This window comes from Sphingomonas beigongshangi (genome assembly GCF_016820445.1).
In the GTDB taxonomy this organism is placed as follows: Bacteria; Pseudomonadota; Alphaproteobacteria; order Sphingomonadales; family Sphingomonadaceae; genus Sphingomonas; species Sphingomonas beigongshangi.
This window is the reverse complement of record NZ_JADHDT010000001.1, coordinates 40,632-62,682: the sequence shown is the minus strand read 5'-3', so window position 1 is coordinate 62,682 and position 22,051 is coordinate 40,632. Positions and strand designations below refer to the sequence as shown.

Below are 22,051 nucleotides of genomic sequence, written 5' to 3'. Positions count from 1 at the left end.
GATCCCCGCATGCGCGGGGATGACGACGGAGGGAATGGCCCGCGCGATCATATGTTGATCGTCTTGGGCTTGTTGCGCCGGATCCACAGCGCGACGAGCATGCGGGTGAAGGTGACGGCGGTGAACACCGAGGTGCAGATGCCGATCAGCAGCACGACCGCGAATCCCTTCACCGGGCCAGAGCCGAGCACGAACATGATGACGCCGGAGATGGCGTGCGTGACATTCGCCTCGAAGATCGTGCGGCTGGCTTCCTTGTAGCCGAGTTCCACCGCCTGCACGACGCTGCGCCCGCGCCGCCGTTCCTCGCGGATGCGCTCGTTGATCAGCACGTTGGCGTCGACCGCGGTGCCGATGGTGAGCACGAAGCCGGCGATGCCCGGCAGCGTCAGCGTGCCATGCAGCACGGCGAGCACGCCGAGGATGACGAACACGTTGATGACGACGGCGAGATTGGCGTAGAGGCCGAACCGGCCATAGGTCAGGAACATGAAGGCGACGACGAGCGCCACCGCGACCGCGCAGGCGATGATGCCGGCATGGATCGAATCCTTGCCGAGGCTGGCCGACACGGTCGATTCCTCGATGACCTTGAGGTTGATCGACAATTTGCCCGACCGCAGCGCGATCGCGAGCTGGTTGGCGCTGTCGACCGTGAAGCCGCCGTTGATCACCGCCGAGCCGCCGAGGATCGGTTCGTTGATGTTGGGCGCGGAGATCACCTTGTTGTCGACGATGATCGCGAACGGCTTGCCGACGTTCTGCTGCGTGATGCGCGCGAAGCGGTTGCCGCCGACGGCGTTGAACGTGATCTGGACGTTCGGCTGGTTGGTCTGCTGGTCGAACGCCTGGCGCGCGTCGGCGAGCTGGTCGCCGGATATGATCACCTGGCGCTTGACCGCGATCGGCGGCAGGCCCGGCGTCGCATAGGGCAGGATCTGGCTGCCGATCGGCGCGATGCCCTTGGCGACGTCGACCGGGTTGGCGGTGGTGTCGACCAGCTTAAACTCGAGCTTGGCGGTCTTGCCGAGCAGCTCCTTGAGCTGCTGCGGATTGCCGAGGCCGGGAACCTGCACGACGATGCGGTTGTCGCCCTGGCGCACGATCGTCGGCTCGCGCGTGCCGAGCGCGTCGATGCGCTTGCGCACGACGTCGGTCGTGTCGTCCATCGCGGTCTTCACCGCCTGGTCGAGGCCGGCCTTGGTTGGTGTGACGACGAAGCGACTGGTGTCGACGACCTGGATGTCCCATTCGCGCTGGCCGGTCATGCCGGCGCCGGTCCCGGTGATGCCGAGCAGCCGCTCGCGCGCGGCGTCGACCTGTGTGGGATCGCGCAGCATGAAGCTGATCTGTCCGCCGCGCGTCGAGATGTCGCCGATCGCGATCGGCGGGGTGCCGTTGCGCATCGTGCCCTGGATCTGGTCGCGCATCGACTCGATGCGGCTGTTGGCGAGATCCTGCGTGTCCGCCTCCAGCAGCAGATAGCTGCCGCCGGCGAGGTCGAGGCCCTTGTTGATACGCGGGTGGATCGGCCAATGCGCGGTCTGCTCTTCCGAGAAGAAGCTCGGAATGGCGAGCGCGCAGAGCACCGCGAGCAGCGCCCAGATCGCGGTGACCTTCCAGCGGGGGAAGTCCAGCATCAGTCGTTCGCCGGCTTGGAATTGGCGCTGGTCACCTCGGTCAGCGTCGCCTTGACGACGCGGACGCGCACTGTCGGCGCGATCTCGACCTCGACATAGCGATCCTCGACCTTGGTCACCTTGCCGACGATGCCGCCGGCGGTGACGACGGTGTCGTTCTTCTTCACCGCCTCGACCGACTGCTGGAGCGTCTTCATCCGCTTCTGCTGCGGACGAATCATCAGCACGTAAAAGACGATGAAGACGAGAAAGAGCGGTGCGAGGCTGATGAACGAGGCGAGACCGCCCGATTCAGCGGCGCCGCCGGCGGCCTGGGCATAAGCGGGAGAGATGATCATCTGGTCCGTGCATGACTGATCGGCGGCGGAAAGATTTCCCCGCACAGGAAGCGCCGCGGGCTAGCATTGGTTGGGCCGGCGCGCAATCTTTGCCGCGGGTGGCGACCGTCGCGGCGACATTCGCGATGAAGACGGTTGCGTTGCCGCGCCGAGCCGCCTACAGGCCGCCGCTCGGGTCCGGCCGCGCATCCAAGTGGCGGGACCTATCGGTCGGGGCGTAGCGCAGCCTGGTAGCGCATCACACTGGGGGTGTGGGGGTCGCAGGTTCGAATCCTGTCGCCCCGACCATTTCATCGATTTCGCAGACTGGGTGATATCCGGGGTCGTACCGGAGTCGTTCCCGTGGCGCGCCCTAGTAAGGGGACGCGGCGGCCTTGCCTCGCTTACGGGCGTCGGGTGGTCCTGCCAGCCTTTCCGAGTAGCGGGACACGGTGCGGGGTGAATATCCCTTGGCTAAGCGCTAGGCATCGGCGATCGCGCGTCGCGACCTCCGGTCGTGCGGGCTCATGGAACATGACGCACATGACCTGCTCCGCCGGCCCGCGTCGCGGCGCAGCTACCTCATTCCGCCGCGTGCTGGTCTGGTCCGTGCTGCGCGATCGATTCGATGCTGTTGCGGAGCGTGCCCGGCGAGCACGGCTTGCCGCAGACGAGCGCACCGGGATAGCGGCGCTGCAACGCCTGCTGATCGGCATGGCCGGAATGGAAGATGATCGGCACGCCTGCCGCCTTCAGCCGGTCGGCGGCCGGAAAGACCTCGCCGTCTCGCAGCCGCACGTCGAGGATCGCGCAGAGCAGCGCATGCGGGTCGAGGTGCGCGATCGCCGCTTCGGCCTCCGCGAGCGAGGTATAGGGGCCCTCGACCGTCAGCCCGGCGTCCTCCACCGTCATCTGGACGTCGAGCGCGACGAAGAGCTCGTCCTCGACGAGCATCACCCGGTCAGCCATCGACGGTGACGGCGCGCGGCAGGGACAAAACGAGGCGGTAATGGTCGTCCGCGATCTCGCGGCTTACCGATGCGCCGAGCTGGCGGGCCGAGGTATCGACCAGCAGCGTGCCGAAGCCCTTGCCCGGCGCGATCTGCGTCCCCGACCGGCGGCTTTCGTTCCATTCGACCACCAGCGCATCGTCCTCCAAATGCCAGCCGATCGTCAGGCGACCCGCCGGTCCGGCGCCCAACGCGCCGTATTTCACGGAGTTGGTCGCCCACTCGTGCAACATCAGCGCGAGGGGGGAAAGGCAATCCCGCGACACGAGAACGTTCGGACCGGTCATTTCGATCCCGGCATGATCACGATACGGTGCGAGCGTTGCCTCGAACAATCCGTACAGGTCGATCGCCTGCTGTTCGCCCGTCGGCGAGGCGAGCGAATGCGCACGGCCGAGCGCGGCGATGCGCTCGCGCAGATCGTTGGCGAAGGTGCGCACATCGTCGTGACTGCGTGCCGCCGCGGTGACCATGCCGCCGACGATCGCGAACAGGTTCTTCACGCGATGGTTCATCTCGCGCAGCATCAACTCGCGCGTTTCGGCGACCGCATATTCGGGCGTGACGTCGATCGACACGCCGACCAGGCGGGCCGGCCTGCTATCCGTGACGAGGCGCCCGAACCCCTTGATCCAACGGACGCTGCCGTCCTTCAGCCGAACGCGGAAACTCGCCTCGAAATCGCCGGTGCCGGCGGCGGTGCGGCGCAGCGCTTCCTCGACATGGCTCCGATCCGCCTCGTCGATACGGCCGATGAGGTCGTCCATCCGGGTCGCCTCCTCGCCACTGACGTCGAACAGCTGATGTTCGACCGCGTCGAGGATCGTCTCCCCCGTCTCGGGGCAATATTCCCATACGCCGATGCCGCCTGCCTTGACGGCGAGATCGAGACGTTCGCGTTCCGCCGCGAGCTGTCGCTCGAGCGCCAGGGCCTCGGTGATGTCCGTGAGCAGCAGCGTCGCGCCGTCGATCCCGCCGGCCGGCGTACGATAGGGCAGGACGCGCAGCGAGAAGACGTTCTTGCCGTCGCGACTGACGACGCGGCGCTGCGTCGGCTCGGTCCCCGCCGCCACGTGCCGCGCGTCGTCGAGATAGTCGCTGGTCGCGAGTCGCGTCGTCACGTCGGTGAGCGGGCGGCCCCGGTCTGTCGGCTTGAGCGGGAAGATCGCAGTCGCTGCCTCGGTGAAGCTGCGGATGCGCAGCTCGGCGTCGACGACGATCATTGCCAGGCTGGTGGTCTCGAAGAAGTTGCGCAGGTCCGAATTGGCGATGGTCAGCTGGTCGACCTTCCCCTTCAATTCGTCGTTGACGGTCGAAAGCTCCTCGTTCGTCGACTGGAGCTCCTCGTTCATCGACATCATTTCTTCGTTGGAGCTTTTCAGCTCCTCGTTCGCGGTCTCCAGTTCCTCGACCGCCGAGCGCAGGCGGTGACGCGTCAGGCGCAGTTCGTCCTCAAGGGCCTCGACATGATCGTCGCCCGGCTCGAGATCGTTGAGGTCGCGGTCCTGCGCGGGCTGGAACGGTCCGTTTTCGCGGAACACGAAGAGCAGACTGCCGTCGGCAAGGGGGTCGCAGATCACCTCGACGGTCTGCGTCCCGAAGTCGCCTTCGACCGCCACGTCGCGCGCGACATGGCGCTTCTTCTCGTCGCGCGCCTGGCGAAGCAGCGGGCCGAGCACGTTCCGCAGGCCGGGGCGCGCGAGCGTCACCGCGCTCGATCCTCCCGTGCGGGTGACGGGAAACTCGAAATAGCGGCCGAGCTTGCCGAACGCGGCGAGGATGCCGCCGTCCTGGTCGAGCAGGAGCGCGGGCGGCGCGTAGCGGTCGACGAGCCGCCGTACGACCGCGCTTTCGTCACCCAGGCTGCTGTTGCCCCGATCCTCGCGCTCCCGGCGGGGCGTCCGGTGGCGCGGGCTGCCGGGCAGGTCGATCGGATAGCTCGGCGCGCCGGGCGAACGCTGGAACAACCGCGCCTGCTGGTCGATGGGGGGAAAGAGATGATCGAACCGGCCGACGCTTTCGGACGGACCCAGGAACAGGAAGCCGCCCGGCCGGATCGCGTAATGAAACAGCGGCATGATCGACTGCTGCAGGCGATCGTCGAAATAGATGAGGAGGTTGCGACAGGACAGCAGGTCGATCCGCGAGAAGGGCGGATCCTTGACCAGACTATGGTTCGAAAAGCGGATCATGTCGCGGATGTGCGGCACGATGGTGAAGCGGTCCGCGTGCAGGATCGTGTAGCGCTCGCGCAGCGCCGCCGGAATGTCCGCGAGCGCGGCGGCGGGATAGGTCCCCTCACGCGCCTGGCCGAGCATCTGTTCGTCGATGTCGGTGGCGAAGATCTGCACGGCCAGCGGCTGACCGGTGGTGCGCGCCGCCTCCGCGAACAGCATGGCGATGCTGTATGCCTCCTCGCCGCTGGAGCAGCCGGGAATCCAGACGCGCACGTCCTCGTCGGGTGCCCGATCCCGCAGCAAAGGCTCGATCACGCGCGTGCGCAGCGTCTCGAAGAATTCAGCGTCCCGGAAGAACCGGGTGACGTTGATCAGCAGATCGCGGAACAGAGCCTCGCACTCGTCGCTGTCGCGGCGAACGCGCTCCAGATAGGCGCGTCCCGTCTCGATCCCGAGCACATGCATGCGGCGCTCGACGCGACGGATCAGCGTCGATCGCTTGTAACCGGAAAAATCGTGGCCGATCGCGGTGCGTAGCACGCGGCAGAGGTCGTCGACATGGTCGGCGACGACGCTCGCCTCCTGCGCGTCCGCCTCGCTCGCGCCGGAGCGACGGCTGAAGAAGGTCGTCAGGCATCCCAGGATGTCGCCCGGCGTCTTGACGAAATCGACGAGACCGGTGCCGACCGCGGACAGCGGCATGCCGTCGTAGCGCGCGGTTTCGGGCTGCTGCACGACGCAGACGCCGCCGTGTTCCTTGACCGCGCGCAGGCCGGTGGTGCCGTCCGCGCCCGTACCCGACAGGATGACGCAGGCCGCGTTCGCCTGCTGATCCGTCGCCAGCGACAGGAAGAAATCGTCGATAGGCCGGCGCAGGCCGCGCGGCTGGGCGAAATCGGTGAGATGGAGCACGCCCTTCCGGATCGCCAGGCCATGGCCGGGGGGGATGATGTAGACGCGATCCGCCTGCAACCTCTCGCCGCCCTCGCTTTGCAGGACCTCAAGGCTGGTGTGGCGATCGAGCAGCTGCGCGAGCATGCTCTCGTGATTGGGGTCGAGGTGCTGGACCACGACGAAGGCCATGCCCGTCGGCGCGCGGGCCGGCGCGAGCATGTCGCGCAATGCTTCCAGCCCGCCAGCCGAAGCGCCTATGCCGACGATCGGCAGCGCCGCGCTGTCGCCTGCCGGATCAGCCGAAAGAGGTGGCATCGAGGTCCGATAGCGTCAGCTTGGCCTGGGCGACGGTGGCGGCGGTGTTGGCGATCGTCATCAGCGATCCCTCCAGCACGATGCCGCTTTCGGCGAGCACCGGTGTCAGCGTCTTGAGCGTGCGCCCCAGCGTCTCGTCATAGTCCGCGAGCAGCTCGGGCTGGGAGCGGCTGATGTCGAACTGGGAGGCGAAGACATAGCGCACGCCGCCGCCCAGCGCGCGCAGCTTCGACATGAAGAGCAGGTTGACGAACGGCGAGCCGTCCTTGCGGAAATTGACGAGCGGCGTGCGCACGCTCTTCTCCGCCTCCTTGTCGAGGAAGGCATGGATGCGCGCGCGCGGCTCCTCGTTGGGAGCGTCGCCCTGCAGCATGCGGCAGTTCCGGCCGATGACGTCGGCGTCGTCGTAACCGGTAAGGGCGCGGAAGGGGCCGTTGACGAGCAACAGCGGGTTGTCACCCTCCGCCGATGCCAGGGCGAGCGCGATATGCGACCTTTCGAAGAAATCGCGCAGATGATTGGGTACGTCGCCGGTCACACTCTAGCCTTATTTCCGCCTAAGCAGCATCCGCCGTGCGATGCAATCCATGTTGTACGTGCGACGGCCTGCTTCGTATCCCTGCGCGGCCGCGGCGTGGCGACATCGATCACTGAGAGGCGCCGAATTGCGCGCGCAGGTCGTCGCGGGTGGCGGATAGATGTTGCGTCACCAGGGCTTCCACCGTCTTTCCATCGCGGGCAAGCCAGGCGTCGATCATCTGTCGGTGCTCGACATGCGCCCGATCCTCCCGGCCCGCGGGCTGGAGATGCGCGATGACATAGCGTTCGGCGAGAACGGCAAGACGCTCGACGAGCTGCGTCGTCAACACGCGTCCGCCCGGACGGACCAAAGCGGTATGGAAATCGCGGTTGCGAACGGCGACCTCGGTGAGGTTCTCCGCTGCCGCGGCGTCAAGTGCGTGGTAGGCGGCCTCCGCCTCCGCGCGGTCACGGGCGGTCGCTTCGGCGGCGGCGCAGGCGGCGGCGGCCGGCTCGATCGCGAGGCGCAGCGCATAGATCTCGTCCGCCTGTTCGGCCGACATCGGTCGTACGGTATAGCCGCGATTGGCCTGGCTGACGAGTAGCCCTTCCTGTTCAAGGCGCGCCAGCGCCTCGCGTAGCGGTATCTTGCTGACGCCGAGCTCCGCCGCCAGCGCGTCCTGCCGGATCGGCGAGCCGGTCGGAATGTCGCCCGACACGATCCGTTCGAGCACGATCTCGAATACCTGATCGGACAACGTGCGCACGACGATGGTCATGAAAAGGGAAAACCTCCGAGGGACCGGACGGTGAGTCCGTCAAAGATGCAGACATTTCAGAAGGCGGTCGCGGGATCAATCACCTACTGCGCGTCCGTCATGCCACGCCGATCGCGACGCGACAACGGGAAGAGCGGTTGCGCGGGTTTTTCGTATACGATAGGCGCGGGCAATGGGTGAAACGAGCAGGTGCGCATCCGTCGCGGTGATAGGCGGCGGTATCGTGGGGCGGAGCATCGCGTTGCAACTGGCCGCGCGCGGCATCGCGGTGACGCTGATCGACCTGGAAGGGGCGGGCGCGGCGTCGTGGGGCAATGCGGGCCATATCGCGACCGAACAGGTCGTGCCCCTTGCATCGCCCGCGACCTTGCGATCCGCGCCGCGCCGCCTGTTCCTGCGCGGCGGCCCGCTCGCACTGCCGCCGGCGATGGCGCGGAGCTGGCTGCCGTTCGCGCTCCGGCTCGTCCGTGCCAGCAGCCGACGTCAGGTCGCCGCGGGCGCGAGGGCGCTCGGCAGTCTGCTTTGCGAGGCAGCGCCCGCGTGGCGACGGCTTGGTGAGGCGATCGGCGCGCCCGGACTCGTCGCGCTCGATGGTCACGAAGTCGCCTGGGAAAGCGCGCGCAGCGCCGACGCGGGCCGGCGGGCCTGGGCGCAGGCGAATACGGGTACGGCACGTCCGGGCAATGTCGACGCGGCGGGACATGCCGCGCTGCGCCGGTTGAGCCCCGCGGTTGTCGACGCGATCCGTTTCGTGGGCACCGGCCGGATCACCGACCTGGACCAGCTTGCGCATGCGCTGGATGGGGCGCTCGCCCGTGCGGGCGTGACGCGCGTCGCCGCGGAGGCGCGGCTGCATCGCGCCGGGGACCGGATCGTGTGCGAAGGCGTCGAAGCGGATGGGATCGTCGTGGCGGCCGGTATCGGCTCGCGCGATCTGATCCGCGCGATCGGCTGGCGCGTCCCGATGATCGCTGAACGCGGCTATCATGTCCGCTTCGCGCCCGGCGATTGGCCTGCAGACCGTATCCCGCTGGTGTTCGAAGATCGTTCGATGATCGTCACCCGCTATGCCGATTGCGTGCAGGCCGCGGGTTTCGTCGAGTTTAGTCGTGTCGATGCGCCGGCAGACCCCCGCAAATGGCAACGGCTCGAGGCGCATGTCGCGGCCTTGCGGCTCCCGGTCGGCCCGGTGGTCAGCCGGTGGATGGGTGCGCGGCCGACGCTGCCGGATTATCTGCCCGCCATCGGGCGCGCGGTAGGTGTCGACAACCTCTTCTATGCGTTCGGTCACCAGCACCTCGGCTTGACGATGGGACCGGTCACGGGGGAAGTGCTGGGACAGCTGATCGGCGGCGAGACGCCGGCGATCGACCTGACGCCCTTTGCCCTCGAACGCCTGACGGGACCTCTGCCATGATCGCGACCTCCGATGCCGCTGCCGAACTCGCCGCGATCCGGCCGCCAGCCACCCGCGCCGCCGCCATTTCCGGGGACGAATATACGGTGCGGCTGGGGAAGGCGCGCGGGCTGACCGAAGCGCTTGGGGCGGAGGCGCTGCTCGTCCACGCGGGCGCATCGCTTCGCTATTTCACCGGCATACCCTGGGGCGCGAGCGAGCGGATGGTCGCGCTGCTGCTGCCGGTGCAGGGCGCGCCCTCGATCGTCTGCCCGCGTTTCGAGGAAGGGACGCTGCGCGCAGACCTGAAGATCGCGGCGGAGCTGAGACTGTGGGAGGAGGACGAGGATCCCACGGCGCTGGTCGCCGACGCAGTGCCGCGCGGCGCGCGGATCGCGATCGATCCGCTCTTGCCCTTCGCCTGGGGCGAGAAGCTGCGGCGTCTGGGGCTCGACGCGATCGACGGCGCCGCCGCGATCGACGGTTGCCGGATGATCAAGTCGGCGGCGGAGCTGGCGTTGCTGGCGGAAGCCAAGGCGATGACGCTGGAGGTACAGGCCCGTGCCGCGCGGATCCTGCGCCCCGGCATGGCGGCGGCCGAGGTGGTACGGTTCATCGATTCCGCGCACCGCGCCATCACCGGGGGCACGGGCAGCACCTTCTGCATCGTTCAATTCGGCCGAGCGACCGCCTTTCCGCACGGCCTGCCGGGCGAGCAGTTTCTCGAGGAAAATCAGCTGGTGCTGATCGACACCGGCACCACGGTACAGGGATATCATTCCGATATCACGCGCAGCTATGCGTTCGGCAACGTCGGCGCGGAGGTCGAGGCCATCTGGCATATCGAAAAGGCTGCGCAGGCGGCGGCGTTCGCGGCCGCCGCGCCGGGCGTGCCGTGCGAGGCGGCTGACGCGGCGGCACGCGACGTGATCGCTGCGGCAGGCCTTGGGCCGGACTATCGCCTGCCCGGCCTGCCGCATCGCACCGGTCACGGCATTGGCCTGTCCATCCACGAGCCGGCCTATCTGGTGCGCGGAGACCATACGTCGATGGCGCCGGGCATGTGTTTTTCCAACGAGCCGATGATCGTCGTACCCGACCGGTTCGGCGTCCGTTTGGAGGATCATTTCCATGTCACCGCGGACGGCGCGGCCTGGTTCACCGAGCCGCAGCCATCGCTGACAGAGCCGTTCGGATGAGCCGGCGCCGAGACTGATCCGAAAACGCCGGTCATCGGCACGCGTCCTTGTCTTCACCGTTGGGCGAACCTATATGGTTCGCTCAACGGGTGGGGGGACAGCTTGGTGGCACAAGCGGAAGCGGATGACGGCATGGCGCGGGCAGCAGGGGCGGCCGACGTCGGGACGCAGAACGAGGATGCCTGGGTGCGCCGGGCGCGTCCGATGTTCCTCTATGTGATGTACGCCCTTCTTCTGTGGGCGATCCCCATGGGGGTGATCGCCGCGGTACGACCGGCGGCGGCGGCGGCGATGGCGGCCGGCATCGCCGCCTATCTACGCGCCATTCCCGAGCCGCTCTACGCGCTCTTCGGCACGGGCTATCTCGGCTATACGGTGGCGCGGAGCTGGGGAAAGGCGCTGGGCAGCGAACGTTAGCGGCGCGATCCGACGCCCCGGGGCGGGATCGGATCGAGGAGTGAGCCGTCCGCCCCTTGGCATTCGCGTCCGCCGCTTCCTACATGCGGCGCCATGAGCGGGAACGATCCTCACGCCATGCCCGTATGGCATGGCACCACCATCCTGTCGGTACGACGCGGCGGCAAGGTCGTCGTCATCGGCGACGGCCAGGTCTCCATGGGCCAGACGGTCATGAAGCCGAACGCGCGCAAGGTGCGCCGACTTGGCGCCGACGGTCAGGTGATCGGCGGCTTCGCCGGCGCCACGGCCGACGCCTTCACGCTGTTCGAGCGGCTCGAAGCCAAGCTGGAGCGTCACCAGGGGCAGCTGATGCGCGCCGCGGTCGAGTTGGCAAAAGACTGGCGCACCGACAAATATCTGCGCAACCTGGAGGCGATGATGATCGTCGCCGACAAGGAGGTGACGCTGATCCTCACCGGCAACGGCGACGTGCTGGAGCCGGAGAATGGCGTCGCCGCGATCGGATCTGGCGGCAATTACGCGCTCGCCGCGGCGCGGGCGCTCGTCGATTACGAAGGCGACGCGGAAACGATCTGCCGCAAGGCGATGCAGATCGCCGCCGACGTCTGCGTCTACACGAACGACCGGGTCACGGTGGAGACGCTGGATAGCGCGGCGTGATCGGAATCCCTCCCCCATTCAGGGGAGGGCCGAGAATGACTGTACCAGAACTTCGCCCGTGACGTAACCTTCCCAACCCCGTTCCCGACGGAAAGGGGCTCGAGAGAATAGATGAACCAGAATCTCACCCCCAAAGCGATCGTCGCCGCACTGGATGCCCATATCGTCGGCCAGCGGGACGCGAAGCGCGCGGTCGCGGTGGCCCTGCGCAACCGCTGGCGGCGGCAGCAGCTCAGCCCCGACTTGCGCGACGAGGTAACGCCCAAGAACATCCTGATGATCGGGCCGACCGGCTGCGGCAAGACCGAGATCAGCCGTCGTCTGGCGAAGCTCGCCGATGCGCCCTTCGTCAAGGTCGAGGCGACCAAGTTCACCGAGGTCGGCTATGTCGGCCGCGACGTCGAACAGATCGCCCGCGACCTGGTCGAGGAAGCGATCCGGCTGGAGAAGGAGCGTCGGCGCGTCGCGGTCAAGGACAAGGCGGAAGACGCGGCGATGAAGCGCCTGCTCGATGCGCTGGTCGGCAAGGACGCCAGCCAGGCGACGCGCGAGAGTTTCCGCCAGCGCTTCGCCGACGGCCATCTCGATACGGCCGAGGTGGAGATCGAGGTGGAGCAGGCGGCGGCGGCACCGTTCGACATCCCCGGTGCCGGCGCGCAGATGATCAACCTGTCGGAGATGATGAAGTCCTTCGGCGGCGGCCAGCCGTTGAAGCGGCGCAAGCTGACCGTCCGCGCGGCGTGGGAGAAACTGATCGAGGAGGAGGCGGACAAGCGTCTCGACCAGGACGACGTCAATCGGACCGCGCTGGCGGACGCCGAGGCGAACGGCATCGTCTTCCTCGACGAGATCGACAAGATCGCGGTCAGCGACGTGCGGGGCGGTTCGGTGAGTCGCGAGGGCGTGCAGCGCGACCTGTTGCCCCTGATCGAGGGTACCACCGTCGCGACCAAATATGGCCCGATGAAGACGGATCACATCCTGTTCATCGCTTCGGGGGCGTTCCACGTCGCCAAGCCCAGCGACCTCCTGCCCGAGCTGCAGGGGCGCCTGCCGATCCGCGTCGAGCTTAAGGGCCTCAGCGAGGCCGATTTCATCGCGATCCTGTCGGATACCAAGGCGTCGCTGCCCGCGCAGTACAAGGCGTTGCTCGGCACCGAGGGCGTGGCGGTCGAATTCGCTCCCGACGGCATCGCCGCGATCGCGCGGATCGCCGCCGAGGTGAACGGGCAGGTCGAGAATATCGGCGCGCGAAGGCTGCAAACGGTGATGGAGAAGCTGCTCGAGGATGTGAGCTTCGACGCGGAGGACCGGAAGGAGCCGGTCACCGTCGATGCCGCCTATGTCGAGGCGCAGCTGGCGGGGATCGCGCGCAACACCGATCTCAGCCGTTTCGTACTGTAGACGCGCACAGGTGGATCGGGGCGGCATGGCGGGCCCCGATCCGGCAGGATCGGATCGGGGCCGTACGGCGCTATTTCGTGATCCGATCGTACGGGGTGAAGGGCGTGAAGCGGCAGTTTGCCGACGGAATGCTCACCCCCGGCTCAAGGACCTGAAAGCGGTCGTTGGCGCATAGCTGCGATCCCGAATAGGCGTGGACGATCAGCGTCGTCAGCGGCCGCAGCCACGGACAGTCGCCGACCGGTCCGGTCTGCCACACACGCCGTCCCGCACCCGCGCGGTAGAGGATCGTGTGGCTGTCGACGATGGTCGGACCATCCGACATCCCCAGGTCGATACATTGCTGCGGCTTGCCCGCGACGCGGCCGGCGAGCGGATCGTCCTTCGCCCCGAGGGTGAGCGCGGCGAGCGGGAGCAGGGCGAGCGCGCGGATCATTTCACGCTGTACCGCACGAAGGGGCCGAACGAGCAACTGCCGGTGAAGGTCCGGCTGGCCGCGTCGACCGTGGTCGCGATGTCGCCCTGGCACAATTGCGTGCTGGGCGTGCGCGTGATCAGGACGTCGCCGCGACCCATGCCCTCGCATCCGCCACTGGTGTCGCTGCGATATTTGAGCTGCGGGCTGACGATGTAGACGATGGTCGGGCCGTAGCCGTGGCTCTGCTGCGAACGGGTGAGGCTGATGCAGCTGGTGCTGCCGTGCGGCGTCAGGCCGGCGAGTTCCTTGTCGAGACCGGCCGCCGCCTGGGCGCTGACCTGCGGCGTTGCGGCGGTGCCGGTACAGCCCGCGACGGCGAGCGGCACGAGCGTGGCGATACAGAGCAGACGGATCATGGCGCCACAACGCATCGCGCCTTTTCCGGCTCCCCGCAAGTCAGCCGCGAAACGCATCCTTCTCGTCGCGAAGTCGCGCCAGCTCGTCGGCGGTGTCGGCCCGCAGGAAGGGGTTGGTCGCGCGCTCGAGTCCGATCGACGTCGGGATCGTCGCCTCGCCTCGCGCGCGCATCGCGTCGACCTCCGCCATGCGGGCGGCGATCGCCGCATTGTCCGGCTCCGCGACGCGCGCGAAGCGGCCGTTGGACTGGGTATATTCGTGCCCGCAATAGACCTGCGTATCGTCGGGCAGGGCGGCATAGCGACGCATGTTGGCGAACATCTGCGCCGCGTCGCCCTCGAACAAGCGGCCGCAGCCCATCGCAAATAGCGTATCGCCGGTGAAGATCGCGCCCGCCTCGGCGAAATGGAAGGCGACATGACCGGCGGTGTGTCCTGGCACATGCAGGACGGACGCGACATGGCGGCCGAGGCGGACCGTATCGCCCTCGCCGACCATGGTGTCGAGCGTCGGGATCTTCGCCGCTTCCGCAGCGGGTCCGGTGATCCGCGCGCCGGCTGCCTTCATCGCCGCATTGCCGCCCGTGTGGTCGGGATGCCAATGGGTCGTCCACACCTGTCCGATCGACCAGCCGAGTTCGGCGGCGGCATCCAGCAGCGGCTGCGCCTCGCCCGGATCGATGGCGACCGTCTCGCCGCTGGCGGGATCGTGGACCAGCCAGGCGTAATTGTCGGCGAGTACCGGCACCCGCACGATGCCGAGCGAGGACGCGGCCATGATCACCAGCTCCCGGTGTTGGGCATCGAGGCCCAAGGCTCGGCCGGGGCCAGTGGCTCGCCGGCCTGCAGCAGTTCGATGGAGATGCCGTCGGGGGTCTTCACGAACGCCATGTTCCCGTCGCGCGGCGGCCGGTTGATGGTCACGCCCGCGTCGCGAAGCCGCGCGCACATGTCGTAGATGTTGTCGACGCGATAGGCGAGATGACCGAAGTTGCGGCCGCCCGAATAGGCCTCCGACTCGCTGCCGTCTTCCGCCGGCCAGTTGTACGTGAGCTCGACCTCCGCGCGACGATTGCCGATCTTTGCATCCTCCTCGCTTGCCAGGAAAATCAGCGTGAAGCGGCCGGCCTCGCTCTCCATGCGACGGACCTCCTTCAGCCCGAGCAGTTCGAAGAAGCGGATCGTCGCGTCCGGATCGGTCACCCGGATCATCGTGTGCAGATAGTAGGTCGACATGCAAAACTCCGTTCGTCGCCGTAAAGGCACGGTTCATCGGCGCGAGAGCAGCCTCTCCCCGGCTATATGGGAGCGGAGGACGGGATGGAAAGCGGGGTGACGACGTACAATCGAGGGCTGTGGATCGCAGCGGTGATCCTGGCGGCGGGCATCGCGCTTGGCGGCTATCTGCTCGGCGACGGGTTGTTGCGCGCCAGGCATGCCGATCGGGCGGTGACGGTCCGTGGCCTGGCCGAGCGCAACGTGACCGCGGATCTGGCCGTCTGGACGCTCAATTATTCCGAACAGGGCACCGATACCGCGGCGGTGCAGGCCGACATCGAGCGCGACACGGCGACGGTTCGACGCTTCTTCGCCGCGCTGGGCTTCCCCGCCGGCGCGCTGACGCCGACGGGTGCCGGCGTGAACCAGAATTTCGTCAACGGCATGCCGACAGTGACGATCAGCCAGCGCTTGCAGCTTCGCACCACCGACATTGCGCGCGCACGTGCCGCGGTGGCGCGGCAGTTCGACCTGGTGCGGCAGGGCGTGCGGCTGCAGGAAGGCTCTGGCATGACCTACAGCTTCACCCGCCTGAACGACATCAAGCCGGCGATGGTCGCGGCGGCGACCCGTGATGCGCGCGCTTCGGCGGAACAATTCGCCAAGGACAGCGGCACCGGCGTCGGCGGCATCAAGAGCGCCACCCAGGGTTATTTCTCGGTCGAGGCGCGCGACGGCGAGCCGAGCGGCTATGGTGTCGCGGATACGCCCTTCAAGAAGGTGCGGGTGGTGACGACGGTCGAATTCTACTTGCAGTGAACGCCAAAGCCTGCACGTGCCGCTTTCCGCGCGCCAGTCGTGCGGGGGGTGGTGATCGGCGTCAGCGTCCGATCGGCGCCGTGGGCTTCGCAACAGGCGCCGTCGCCGATGCGCCCTCGGCGTCGAACTGCCCGAGCGCGGCGAGCGCGTGCGCGGCGACCGGCGTGTTCGGCGCGAGCCGTGCGGCCTCGGCCCAGGCCGCCTTGGCGCCGGCTTCGTCGCGCGCGAGGGCGGCGATGTTGCCGGCCTCCAGCTGGACGGACGCATCGTCGGGCGAGCGCTTCAGCGCCTCTGCAATGTCCTTCTTCGCACGTGGAATGTCGCCGTCACGGCGCGCCAGGGTCGCCGAAAGCAGCCAGGCGAGCGGATCGGCGGCGGCATTGGTCAGCGCCATGTCAATGTCCCGCCGCGCGGCCTCGGTCTCGCCCGCCGCCACGAGCGCGCGGGCGTGGTCGAGCTGCGTCTCGCCCAACGCGAGTCCGGTCAGCGTGCCGGCGATCAGCGCGGTGTCCAGCGCGGCGCGCGCCTTCGCGGCATCGCCCGCGGCGAGCCACGCATTGCCCGCCTGCGCCCAGTAATTGGCGGCGCGTTTGTCGTGCCCGAGCTCAGCCGCCTTGCCCGCCGCCTCGAACGCCCCTGCGGCGGCCGGCCAGTTACGCTCCTGGGCATAGGCGAGGCCGGCACATTGCTGTGCGAACCAATGGCCATCCGCCGCTGCCCAGCGCAGCGCCTCGGCCCGCGCGGCGGCGGGGTCGCTCTCCGCCAGGTTGACGCAGCGCTGGTAGCGCGCTTCCCGCGAATCCTCCGGCTGCGACGCGGGTCTCGCGGCGCCTGCCTTGATCGACACGGGCGATTTGGGCGCGGTGGCCTGAGCCATGGCCGCGGCAAGAAACAGGGCGATCATAGTCGGTGCAGCACGTCCTCGACCGCCCGAATGATCAGCGCGACGTCGGTATCGCGGGACAGGCGGTGGTCGCCGTCCTTGACCAGCCACGTCTGCACGTCCGCTGAACGGAGCAGCTCGGCCAGATGGCAGGTGCGCTGCCACGGTACGTCGGGATCGCGCTGTCCCTGCACCAGCCGCACCGGACCGTCGATCGCGATCTGGCCGAACATCAGCCGGTTCGCCTCGCCCGAGGTGAAGAAGCCGCGCGTGTAGACGGTCGGCTCGGGACCATAGGGATTGGCGCGCTCCAGCCGGCCGGTCTGCAGTATCGCCATCTTCTCGTCCATCGAGAAGCCCCAGTCGGTGAAGTCCGGGGCGGGGGCGATGCCGACCAAGGCCTTGACGCGGTCGGGCCGCGCGCGGGCCGCGAGCAGCATCAGCCAGCCGCCCATCGACGAGCCGACCAGTACGACGTCGCCGCCGGCCACTTCGTCGATCATCGCAAGCACGTCGTCGCGCCATCCGGCCAGCGTCTGGTCTTCGAACGCGCCCTCGCTATGGCCGCAGCCGGCATAATCGAAGCGCAGGAACGCCTGGCTCCGTGCCTTCGCCCAGTTTTCCAGCGCGACCGCCTTGGTGCCGCTCATGTCGGAGGCATAGCCGGGCAGGAAGATGACGGTTGGGCCGGTCCCCTGCGTGTGGTGGTAGGCAAGGCGGGGACGGGGCGTTTCGGTCATGCCGCGGCTCTAGGCCCCGGGGGGCGGGGGCGGCAAGGGGGTGACCCCGGTCGACGTCGAACAGGCCACGCCGGCGCCGGCGCGCGCGTCCCGTCGCAGCCGGAGACGAAGCCCGCGCCGGCGGCTATCGTCAGTCGCGCAGCTCGTCGAGCAATCCGCCGCCCAGCACGAGCAGCAGCTTGGCGTCGATGCCCATGCCCGCGCGGCGCTGTTCGGCGACGAACCCGGCGACGGCGTCCAGCGGCACGCGGTGGACCGTGATATTCTCGTCATGATCGCCGCCGCCGTCGCCCGTCCGGGTCAGGCCGGTCGCGACGACCAGCGTGAAGGCCTCCGACGTCATGCCGGGCGAGGAATAAAACTGGCCACGCTCCTCGACGATGGCGGCGTGATAGCCGGTCTCCTCCTCCAGCTCGCGGCGGGCGGCATCGGCGATGCTCTCGCCCGATTCCGTGTCGCCGACGAGACCGGCGGGCAGTTCCAGGCAGGGGCGGCCGATCGGGATGCGATATTGCTCGACGAGGATCAGCTGGCCCTCTCCGTCGAGCGCGACGATCACCGCCGCGTCGATGCCGCCGCGCCGCTCGGCATATTCCCAGCTGCCCTGCTGGCGCACGCTGAGATACTTGCCTTCCCACATGGTGCGGGCGGCGTCGTCCGTCCTGGTTTCGATGGTCATAGCTCGATCAAACGATCCGGCAGTTCGTTGGTGTCGTCGGCGCGCGGCGGAAAATGTTCGGCGAGCACATTGCCCACCCGCGCGACGGCGGCGGCCATGCCCTCGCCGGGGCGGCCATCGCGCATGCCGGCGACGAGCGCCGCCATCGCCGCCCCCCAGACGTCGGGCGCGACCCGCGTGTGGATCGCGCGATCGGCGATGATCTCCGCACGCCGCTCGTCGAGCGACAGGTAGATGAGCACACCCGTCGCATCGCGCGTCCGCGCCTCGGCGGCGGCACGGAACAGCGTCAGCGCGCGGGCGTGGACTCGGCGCGTCTTGGTCGGTGCCGGCGTCAAGGCGAGGCGCAGCGGCATCCAGGCGAGGGCGAGGCGCACGACCAGGAACACGATGGCGAGAAGCACGAGCGCGACGGTGAACAGGCCGCCGGGGGAGGGGGCGCTCGCCCAGGGATCGGCGACAAGGCCGTGCGCCCACACCGCTGCCTCCGGCCGCCAGGCGAGCACCGCGAGCGCCAGCAGCATCGCGAGCACCGCCCAGTGCAGGCCGACGTCGTGATAGGCATCGGAACGCCGCGTCACGACGGTAACGATCTCGCCCGCGGTGTTGCGCTCCGCGTCCGCCACGGCCTGCGCGACGCGGGCGCGATCGGCTTCGGTCAAGTGCATCGGTTCCTCCGCCTCACCAACTGCCCGACGCGCCGCCGCCGCCACCCGATCCGCCGCCGCCGCCGGTAAAGCCGCCGCCCCCCCAGCTGCCGTCCGAGCCGCCGCCGCCCCAACCGCCGCCGCCGCCCCAGCCGCCGCGATCGTCGTCGTCACGGTTGCTGGCGGCGCGGCCGAGCTCGTTGGCGATCGACCAGAGCACGATCGGAAGCGCGCTGCCGCCGCCGTCATCGTAGCGCCGGCCCCATGGGCCCGCGCTGCGGCGCCGGCCGACGATCATCGGCACGACCACGAAAAGCAGGATGATCCCCCAGAAGATCAGGCCGATCGGCACGCCGCCGCCTCGCGTTCCGGACGCGCGGCGATGCGTCGCGTCAAACTCCTTGATCGCGGCATCCGTGCGCGCCTTCGCCTCGTCGGGATTGGCGCGCAATTGCTGGATCAGCGCGTCGGTACCGGCGGTCATCGCGCCGGGCACGTCGCCCGCCTTCAGCTTGGGCATCATCTGCTGGTTGATGATGACGCTCGATAGGGCGTCGGTGATGATCGGCTCGAGGCCGTAGCCAACCTCGATCCGCGGGCCGCGATGGCCGGGCGGCTCGTTGGGCGCGATGAACAGGATCGCGCCAGTGTCGACACCCTTCAGCCCGACACCCCAGCCGCGGATCAGGGCGTTGCCGTAATCCTCGATCGGATAGCCCTGCAGATCGGGAATCGTCGCGACCACCAGCTGGCGCTTGGTGTCGCGCTGCAACGCTTCCAGCTTCGCCGTCAGGTCCGCCTTGGTCTGCGGCGGCAGTACGTTGGCGGCATCGACGACGAGGCCGGTGAATTTCGGCAGCGTCTGCGCGCTCGCCGGCACGAGGCCGAGCAGCAGCGCGCCCGCGAAGGCGAGCAGCGCCGCTGCGAAGCGAACGAGGGGAGGGCGCATCGCCGTCAGCTCGCATTCCCGAAGTTGACCGTCGGCGCGCGATCCGCGCCCGGCGTGGTCGCGCTGAACGGCGTCACCGGCTTGGCGCCGTAGAAGATGCGCGCGCCGATCGCGTCGGGGAAGGTGCGGATGCGCGTGTTATACTGCTGCACCGCCTCGTTATAATCGCGGCGCGCGATGGCGATGCGGTTCTCCGTGCCTTCCAGCTGGCTCATCAGCGTGGTGTAATTGCCCTGGCTCTTCAGCTCGGGATAGGCCTCCTGCAGCCGCTGCAGCGACATGGTCACGTTGTTCTGCGCACGCTCGTACTGCTGGACCTTGGCCGGGTCGGTGAGCTGATCGCCCGACACCTGCACGCGGTTCGCGTCGGCGCGCGCCTGCGTCACCTGGACCAGGATGTCCTTCTCCTGCGCGCCGGCGGCCTTTACCGTCGAGACGAGATTGGGGATCAGGTCGGCGCGGCGCTGATAGTCGTTCTGGACGTCGGCCCAGCGTGCCTTCACGTTCTCCTCGGCGGTGGGAACCGAGTTGAGGCCGCAGCCGGACAGGCTGGCGACGAGGACGACGCTGGCGATCGGCGCGGTGACGGAACGAAACGACGGCATGAACACCCTCCAAAAGGATCGAACCCGCTGGTTCTGTCCTAGTGATATAGGACAGTTGTGACGCTTGGCGAAGGGGGAATCGCTGCCTAAGCTCGCCGCCGTCCATGCAACGAGCAGAGGGGTGGCAGCATGTTCAAGGAATTCAGGGCCTTCATCGCGCGCGGCAACGTTCTCGACCTGGCCGTGGCGGTGATCATCGGCGCCGCGTTCGGCAAGATCGTCACGTCGCTGACCGAGGACGTTCTGATGCCGATCATCGGCAAGATCTTCGGCGGCCTCGATTTTTCCAGCTACTTCATCCAGCTCGGGCCGATCCCCACGACCTACAAGGGATCGCCGACCGATTATGCCGCGCTGAAGAAGGCGGGCGTCCCGCTGCTCGGGTACGGCGAGTTCGTCACGCAGTTCGTCAACTTCGTGATCATCGCCTTCATCATCTTCCTCATCGTCCGCACGGTGAACCGCGCGACCGGCCTGCTGGAACGGCAGAAGGCGGAAGCGGCGGCGGCTGTGCCCGCGCCGGAGGCGGCGGAGGTCGCGTTGCTGCGCGAGATTCGCGACGAGCTCAAGGCGCGGCCGCGCGTCTGAGTCGCTGCGGCGGGCGGCGGCGCGTTACGCCGCCGCCAGATCCCGCGCGGTCGCGTCCGCAAGGCTGGTGCCGTCGAGGATGCGGGCGGTCTCGTCCCGCACGCGCATCATCGCGTGGCGGATCGCGCAATCCGCCTCGCTCTTGCAATCCTTGCACGGCCGGTATGCGGTCCGGCTGACGCAGGGCACGAGCGCGAGTGGCCCCTCGATCGTGCGGATGACGTCGCCGAGCGAGATGAGGTGGCGCGGGCGCGCGAGCAGATACCCGCCCATCTTGCCCCGGTGGCTGTGCAGCAGCCCGGCGTCGCGCAGGTCGGCGAGGATCAGCTCCAGAAACTTGCGCGGTACGTTCGCCTCCGCCGCGATGCGGGTCATCGGAATGGGCGGGCTGGCGGGCGGTGCTTCGGCGAGGAACAGCATCGCGCGCAGCGCGTAGCGTGAACGCTGGGTCAACATGGTCGCCCCCTATGCGCTTATTGTGGCAAGCGAAAGGCGTGGATCGGCCCGATCGCGCACTGATCGGGCAGCCATTGCGGCCGGCAGGCGGCGCGACTATATCGATCGCGTCGGCTTCCAGCCGGCTATGGCGATAAACTGCGGCGTATAATAGACGCAGCGGACCCGGGGGCAGTACCCGGCGGCTCCACCATCGCAGCTGAACGACAGGGTGCCATGCTCGATGCATGCCACCCGCGGGCTTCATCAAAGGTATCGCTTTGAGGAAGCACGGTGGCTCAGCTTCGCTGATGGGGCCGAACCAGGATCGACGTGTGTTGAAAGGCGCTGTTTTCGCTCGGAATGGGACCACCGCAACGGCCCATTACACAAGTGCCAACGATAACGAAGCACTCGCGATTGCGGCGTAACTGAGGGCCTCGCGGCCTAAGGTTACTCCAAAATAGCGCGGTCGGACCCCACCGGGCAACAGAAGGGGATTCCAGCGGCCGCCGGAGGGGCCGGGCAACAGAACCCTCCGGACCTTCCCCCATTGACGGTCTTGCGCCGCCCGGCAGACCCGTTTCGTGCGTTTGGCGGCGCGCTCTCCGCGTCTCGATGCGGTCAGCTCCGGCAGAGCCCGTCGATCGATCCGCTTGTCACGGGGAATCGCCCGGCCCGGTCCTCAGACCTGAATCGTCAGGCGTGAGCGTCGTCCGGCGGCTTGATCCTGAGCGAGCGCGGCATAGCGATCCGCCAGCTGAAGATGGACGATGCGCCCCTCGGGCGAACCGGCGTGCAACGCCAACGCGCGCTCCTGGCGTTCGCGATGTTCGTAATAGGCCTGATGCCGCTGGGCATCGGTCGTCGACGAGTTGGTGGTGGACATGGCAGTCTCCGGTCGCGGTTTCGGCACGCTTGGGC

25 protein-coding genes, 1 tRNA gene and 1 other RNA gene are annotated in these 22,051 nt (G+C 68.2%); 9 read left to right on the top strand and 18 right to left on the bottom strand.

Annotated elements, in window-relative coordinates:
• Positions 1–47: 47 nt before the first annotated feature.
• Together secD and yajC are read right to left on the bottom strand one after the other, a co-directional pair.
• On the bottom strand, positions 48–1,640 hold the full coding sequence (secD, locus tag IQ292_RS00345; protein ID WP_203308327.1) for a protein translocase subunit SecD: 1,593 nt from the start codon (positions 1,638–1,640) through the stop codon (positions 48–50).
• Positions 1,640–1,978, bottom strand: coding sequence for a preprotein translocase subunit YajC (gene yajC / locus IQ292_RS00340; protein WP_203308326.1), 339 nt, complete (start codon positions 1,976–1,978; stop codon positions 1,640–1,642). Before yajC ends, secD begins: the two co-directional genes overlap by 1 nt.
• A gap of 211 nt (positions 1,979–2,189) precedes the next feature.
• Here yajC and IQ292_RS00335 point away from each other — a divergent pair.
• Positions 2,190–2,266: transfer RNA gene (locus IQ292_RS00335), tRNA-Pro, on the top strand.
• A 273-nt stretch (positions 2,267–2,539) separates the two neighbouring features.
• On the opposite strand, the gene IQ292_RS00330 is transcribed toward IQ292_RS00335, so the two are convergent.
• The 4 genes from IQ292_RS00330 to IQ292_RS00315 all read right to left on the bottom strand — a co-directional run bounded on the left by IQ292_RS00330 (position 2,540) and on the right by IQ292_RS00315 (position 7,651).
• Positions 2,540–2,926, bottom strand: a complete 387-nt coding sequence (locus IQ292_RS00330) for a response regulator (RefSeq protein ID WP_203308325.1) — start codon at positions 2,924–2,926, stop codon at positions 2,540–2,542.
• On the bottom strand, positions 2,919–6,353 hold the full coding sequence (locus tag IQ292_RS00325; protein WP_203308324.1) for a CheR family methyltransferase: 3,435 nt from the start codon (positions 6,351–6,353) through the stop codon (positions 2,919–2,921). The genes IQ292_RS00330 and IQ292_RS00325 overlap by 8 nt, the downstream gene beginning before the upstream one ends.
• Positions 6,334–6,891, bottom strand: a complete 558-nt coding sequence (locus IQ292_RS00320) for a PAS domain-containing protein (protein WP_203308323.1) — start codon at positions 6,889–6,891, stop codon at positions 6,334–6,336. The genes IQ292_RS00325 and IQ292_RS00320 overlap by 20 nt, the downstream gene beginning before the upstream one ends.
• A 109-nt stretch (positions 6,892–7,000) precedes the next feature.
• Positions 7,001–7,651, bottom strand: coding sequence for a GntR family transcriptional regulator (locus tag IQ292_RS00315; RefSeq protein ID WP_203308322.1), 651 nt, complete (start codon positions 7,649–7,651; stop codon positions 7,001–7,003).
• Between the two features lie 172 nt (positions 7,652–7,823).
• Here IQ292_RS00315 and IQ292_RS00310 point away from each other — a divergent pair, with 172 nt between their 5' ends.
• The 5 genes from IQ292_RS00310 (at position 7,824) to hslU (ending at position 12,730) form a co-directional block, all read left to right on the top strand.
• A complete protein-coding gene (locus tag IQ292_RS00310; protein ID WP_203308321.1) occupies positions 7,824–9,068 on the top strand; it encodes an NAD(P)/FAD-dependent oxidoreductase in 1,245 nt (414 codons plus the stop codon).
• A complete protein-coding gene (locus IQ292_RS00305) occupies positions 9,065–10,246 on the top strand; it encodes a M24 family metallopeptidase (RefSeq protein ID WP_203308320.1) in 1,182 nt (393 codons plus the stop codon). The genes IQ292_RS00310 and IQ292_RS00305 overlap by 4 nt, the downstream gene beginning before the upstream one ends.
• A gap of 132 nt (positions 10,247–10,378) precedes the next feature.
• Complete coding sequence (locus IQ292_RS00300; protein ID WP_203308319.1) at positions 10,379–10,663, top strand: 3TM-type holin; 285 nt, start codon at positions 10,379–10,381, stop codon at positions 10,661–10,663.
• A gap of 117 nt (positions 10,664–10,780) precedes the next feature.
• Positions 10,781–11,326 (top strand): ATP-dependent protease subunit HslV, encoded by a 546-nt coding sequence (gene hslV, locus IQ292_RS00295; protein ID WP_203308318.1) that lies wholly within the window; start codon positions 10,781–10,783, stop codon positions 11,324–11,326.
• A 111-nt stretch (positions 11,327–11,437) separates the two neighbouring features.
• Entirely contained in the window at positions 11,438–12,730 is a 1,293-nt protein-coding gene (hslU, locus tag IQ292_RS00290; protein ID WP_203308317.1) for an ATP-dependent protease ATPase subunit HslU, read from the top strand.
• Between the two features lie 70 nt (positions 12,731–12,800).
• On the opposite strand, the gene IQ292_RS00285 is transcribed toward hslU, so the two are convergent.
• The 4 genes from IQ292_RS00285 to IQ292_RS00270 are packed head-to-tail and all read right to left on the bottom strand — an operon-like array spanning position 12,801 to position 14,800.
• Positions 12,801–13,166, bottom strand: a complete 366-nt coding sequence (locus IQ292_RS00285) for a hypothetical protein (RefSeq protein WP_238940694.1) — start codon at positions 13,164–13,166, stop codon at positions 12,801–12,803.
• Positions 13,163–13,564 carry a hypothetical protein gene (locus tag IQ292_RS00280; RefSeq protein WP_203308316.1) on the bottom strand — a complete coding sequence of 134 codons (402 nt, stop codon included), beginning with the start codon at positions 13,562–13,564 and terminating at the stop codon, positions 13,163–13,165. The genes IQ292_RS00285 and IQ292_RS00280 overlap by 4 nt, the downstream gene beginning before the upstream one ends.
• 40 nt (positions 13,565–13,604) lie before the next feature.
• A complete protein-coding gene (gene gloB, locus IQ292_RS00275; protein ID WP_203308315.1) occupies positions 13,605–14,342 on the bottom strand; it encodes a hydroxyacylglutathione hydrolase in 738 nt (245 codons plus the stop codon).
• Between the two features lie 2 nt (positions 14,343–14,344).
• The gene (locus tag IQ292_RS00270) at positions 14,345–14,800 is read right to left on the bottom strand and encodes a VOC family protein (protein ID WP_203308314.1); all 456 of its coding nucleotides are present in this window, start codon (positions 14,798–14,800) and stop codon (positions 14,345–14,347) included.
• An 84-nt stretch (positions 14,801–14,884) separates the two neighbouring features.
• Between IQ292_RS00270 and IQ292_RS00265 the strand changes: the two genes are divergently transcribed.
• On the top strand, positions 14,885–15,601 hold the full coding sequence (locus IQ292_RS00265) for an SIMPL domain-containing protein (RefSeq protein ID WP_203308313.1): 717 nt from the start codon (positions 14,885–14,887) through the stop codon (positions 15,599–15,601).
• A gap of 61 nt (positions 15,602–15,662) precedes the next feature.
• On the opposite strand, the gene IQ292_RS00260 is transcribed toward IQ292_RS00265, so the two are convergent.
• From IQ292_RS00260 to IQ292_RS00235, 6 genes are all read right to left on the bottom strand, one after another.
• Entirely contained in the window at positions 15,663–16,505 is an 843-nt protein-coding gene (locus IQ292_RS00260; protein WP_203308312.1) for a tetratricopeptide repeat protein, read from the bottom strand.
• Positions 16,502–17,224 carry an alpha/beta fold hydrolase gene (locus tag IQ292_RS00255; protein ID WP_203308311.1) on the bottom strand — a complete coding sequence of 241 codons (723 nt, stop codon included), beginning with the start codon at positions 17,222–17,224 and terminating at the stop codon, positions 16,502–16,504. Before IQ292_RS00255 ends, IQ292_RS00260 begins: the two co-directional genes overlap by 4 nt.
• Before the next feature lie 130 nt (positions 17,225–17,354).
• On the bottom strand, positions 17,355–17,903 hold the full coding sequence (locus IQ292_RS00250) for an NUDIX hydrolase (protein ID WP_203308310.1): 549 nt from the start codon (positions 17,901–17,903) through the stop codon (positions 17,355–17,357).
• Positions 17,900–18,571: a TPM domain-containing protein gene (locus IQ292_RS00245; protein ID WP_203308309.1), complete on the bottom strand. Its 672-nt coding sequence runs from the start codon at positions 18,569–18,571 to the stop codon at positions 17,900–17,902. Before IQ292_RS00245 ends, IQ292_RS00250 begins: the two co-directional genes overlap by 4 nt.
• A gap of 13 nt (positions 18,572–18,584) precedes the next feature.
• The gene (locus tag IQ292_RS00240; protein ID WP_203308308.1) at positions 18,585–19,499 is read right to left on the bottom strand and encodes a TPM domain-containing protein; all 915 of its coding nucleotides are present in this window, start codon (positions 19,497–19,499) and stop codon (positions 18,585–18,587) included.
• Between the two features lie 5 nt (positions 19,500–19,504).
• The gene (locus IQ292_RS00235) at positions 19,505–20,104 is read right to left on the bottom strand and encodes a LemA family protein (protein WP_203308307.1); all 600 of its coding nucleotides are present in this window, start codon (positions 20,102–20,104) and stop codon (positions 19,505–19,507) included.
• Positions 20,105–20,233: 129 nt separating this feature from the next.
• On the opposite strand from IQ292_RS00235, the gene mscL reads away from it, so the two are divergent.
• Positions 20,234–20,692 (top strand): large conductance mechanosensitive channel protein MscL, encoded by a 459-nt coding sequence (mscL, locus tag IQ292_RS00230; RefSeq protein WP_203308306.1) that lies wholly within the window; start codon positions 20,234–20,236, stop codon positions 20,690–20,692.
• A gap of 24 nt (positions 20,693–20,716) precedes the next feature.
• On the opposite strand, the gene IQ292_RS00225 is transcribed toward mscL, so the two are convergent.
• Positions 20,717–21,148 (bottom strand): RrF2 family transcriptional regulator, encoded by a 432-nt coding sequence (locus IQ292_RS00225; protein WP_203308305.1) that lies wholly within the window; start codon positions 21,146–21,148, stop codon positions 20,717–20,719.
• Positions 21,149–21,218: 70 nt separating this feature from the next.
• On the opposite strand from IQ292_RS00225, the gene ssrA reads away from it, so the two are divergent.
• Positions 21,219–21,632: a transfer-messenger RNA gene (gene ssrA, locus IQ292_RS00220) on the top strand.
• Positions 21,633–21,812: 180 nt separating this feature from the next.
• Here ssrA and IQ292_RS00215 read toward each other — a convergent pair.
• Positions 21,813–22,016: a hypothetical protein gene (locus IQ292_RS00215; protein ID WP_203308304.1), complete on the bottom strand. Its 204-nt coding sequence runs from the start codon at positions 22,014–22,016 to the stop codon at positions 21,813–21,815.
• Positions 22,017–22,051: the final 35 nt, after the last annotated feature.

What these genes read in the sequence shown, in the direction of transcription:
- IQ292_RS00255 (WP_203308311.1), bottom strand. Translation starts at nt 17,224, where the DNA reads ATGACCGAAACGCCCCGTCCCCGCCTTGCCTACCACCACACGCAGGGG.
- IQ292_RS00215 (WP_203308304.1), bottom strand. Translation starts at nt 22,016, where the DNA reads ATGTCCACCACCAACTCGTCGACGACCGATGCCCAGCGGCATCAGGCC.
- IQ292_RS00235 (WP_203308307.1), bottom strand. Translation starts at nt 20,104, where the DNA reads ATGCCGTCGTTTCGTTCCGTCACCGCGCCGATCGCCAGCGTCGTCCTC.
- IQ292_RS00300 (WP_203308319.1), top strand. Translation starts at nt 10,379, where the DNA reads ATGGCGCGGGCAGCAGGGGCGGCCGACGTCGGGACGCAGAACGAGGAT.
- gloB (WP_203308315.1), bottom strand. Translation starts at nt 14,342, where the DNA reads ATGGCCGCGTCCTCGCTCGGCATCGTGCGGGTGCCGGTACTCGCCGAC.
- secD (WP_203308327.1), bottom strand. Translation starts at nt 1,640, where the DNA reads ATGCTGGACTTCCCCCGCTGGAAGGTCACCGCGATCTGGGCGCTGCTC.
- IQ292_RS00325 (WP_203308324.1), bottom strand. Translation starts at nt 6,353, where the DNA reads ATGCCACCTCTTTCGGCTGATCCGGCAGGCGACAGCGCGGCGCTGCCG.
- IQ292_RS00225 (WP_203308305.1), bottom strand. Translation starts at nt 21,148, where the DNA reads ATGTTGACCCAGCGTTCACGCTACGCGCTGCGCGCGATGCTGTTCCTC.
- mscL (WP_203308306.1), top strand. Translation starts at nt 20,234, where the DNA reads ATGTTCAAGGAATTCAGGGCCTTCATCGCGCGCGGCAACGTTCTCGAC.
- IQ292_RS00315 (WP_203308322.1), bottom strand. Translation starts at nt 7,651, where the DNA reads ATGACCATCGTCGTGCGCACGTTGTCCGATCAGGTATTCGAGATCGTG.
- IQ292_RS00285 (WP_238940694.1), bottom strand. Translation starts at nt 13,166, where the DNA reads ATGATCCGCGCGCTCGCCCTGCTCCCGCTCGCCGCGCTCACCCTCGGG.
- IQ292_RS00240 (WP_203308308.1), bottom strand. Translation starts at nt 19,499, where the DNA reads ATGCGCCCTCCCCTCGTTCGCTTCGCAGCGGCGCTGCTCGCCTTCGCG.
- yajC (WP_203308326.1), bottom strand. Translation starts at nt 1,978, where the DNA reads ATGATCATCTCTCCCGCTTATGCCCAGGCCGCCGGCGGCGCCGCTGAA.
- IQ292_RS00270 (WP_203308314.1), bottom strand. Translation starts at nt 14,800, where the DNA reads ATGTCGACCTACTATCTGCACACGATGATCCGGGTGACCGATCCGGAC.
- IQ292_RS00250 (WP_203308310.1), bottom strand. Translation starts at nt 17,903, where the DNA reads ATGACCATCGAAACCAGGACGGACGACGCCGCCCGCACCATGTGGGAA.
- IQ292_RS00260 (WP_203308312.1), bottom strand. Translation starts at nt 16,505, where the DNA reads ATGATCGCCCTGTTTCTTGCCGCGGCCATGGCTCAGGCCACCGCGCCC.
- hslV (WP_203308318.1), top strand. Translation starts at nt 10,781, where the DNA reads ATGCCCGTATGGCATGGCACCACCATCCTGTCGGTACGACGCGGCGGC.
- hslU (WP_203308317.1), top strand. Translation starts at nt 11,438, where the DNA reads ATGAACCAGAATCTCACCCCCAAAGCGATCGTCGCCGCACTGGATGCC.
- IQ292_RS00265 (WP_203308313.1), top strand. Translation starts at nt 14,885, where the DNA reads ATGGAAAGCGGGGTGACGACGTACAATCGAGGGCTGTGGATCGCAGCG.
- IQ292_RS00245 (WP_203308309.1), bottom strand. Translation starts at nt 18,571, where the DNA reads ATGCACTTGACCGAAGCCGATCGCGCCCGCGTCGCGCAGGCCGTGGCG.
- IQ292_RS00305 (WP_203308320.1), top strand. Translation starts at nt 9,065, where the DNA reads ATGATCGCGACCTCCGATGCCGCTGCCGAACTCGCCGCGATCCGGCCG.
- IQ292_RS00310 (WP_203308321.1), top strand. Translation starts at nt 7,824, where the DNA reads ATGGGTGAAACGAGCAGGTGCGCATCCGTCGCGGTGATAGGCGGCGGT.
- IQ292_RS00280 (WP_203308316.1), bottom strand. Translation starts at nt 13,564, where the DNA reads ATGATCCGTCTGCTCTGTATCGCCACGCTCGTGCCGCTCGCCGTCGCG.
- IQ292_RS00330 (WP_203308325.1), bottom strand. Translation starts at nt 2,926, where the DNA reads ATGGCTGACCGGGTGATGCTCGTCGAGGACGAGCTCTTCGTCGCGCTC.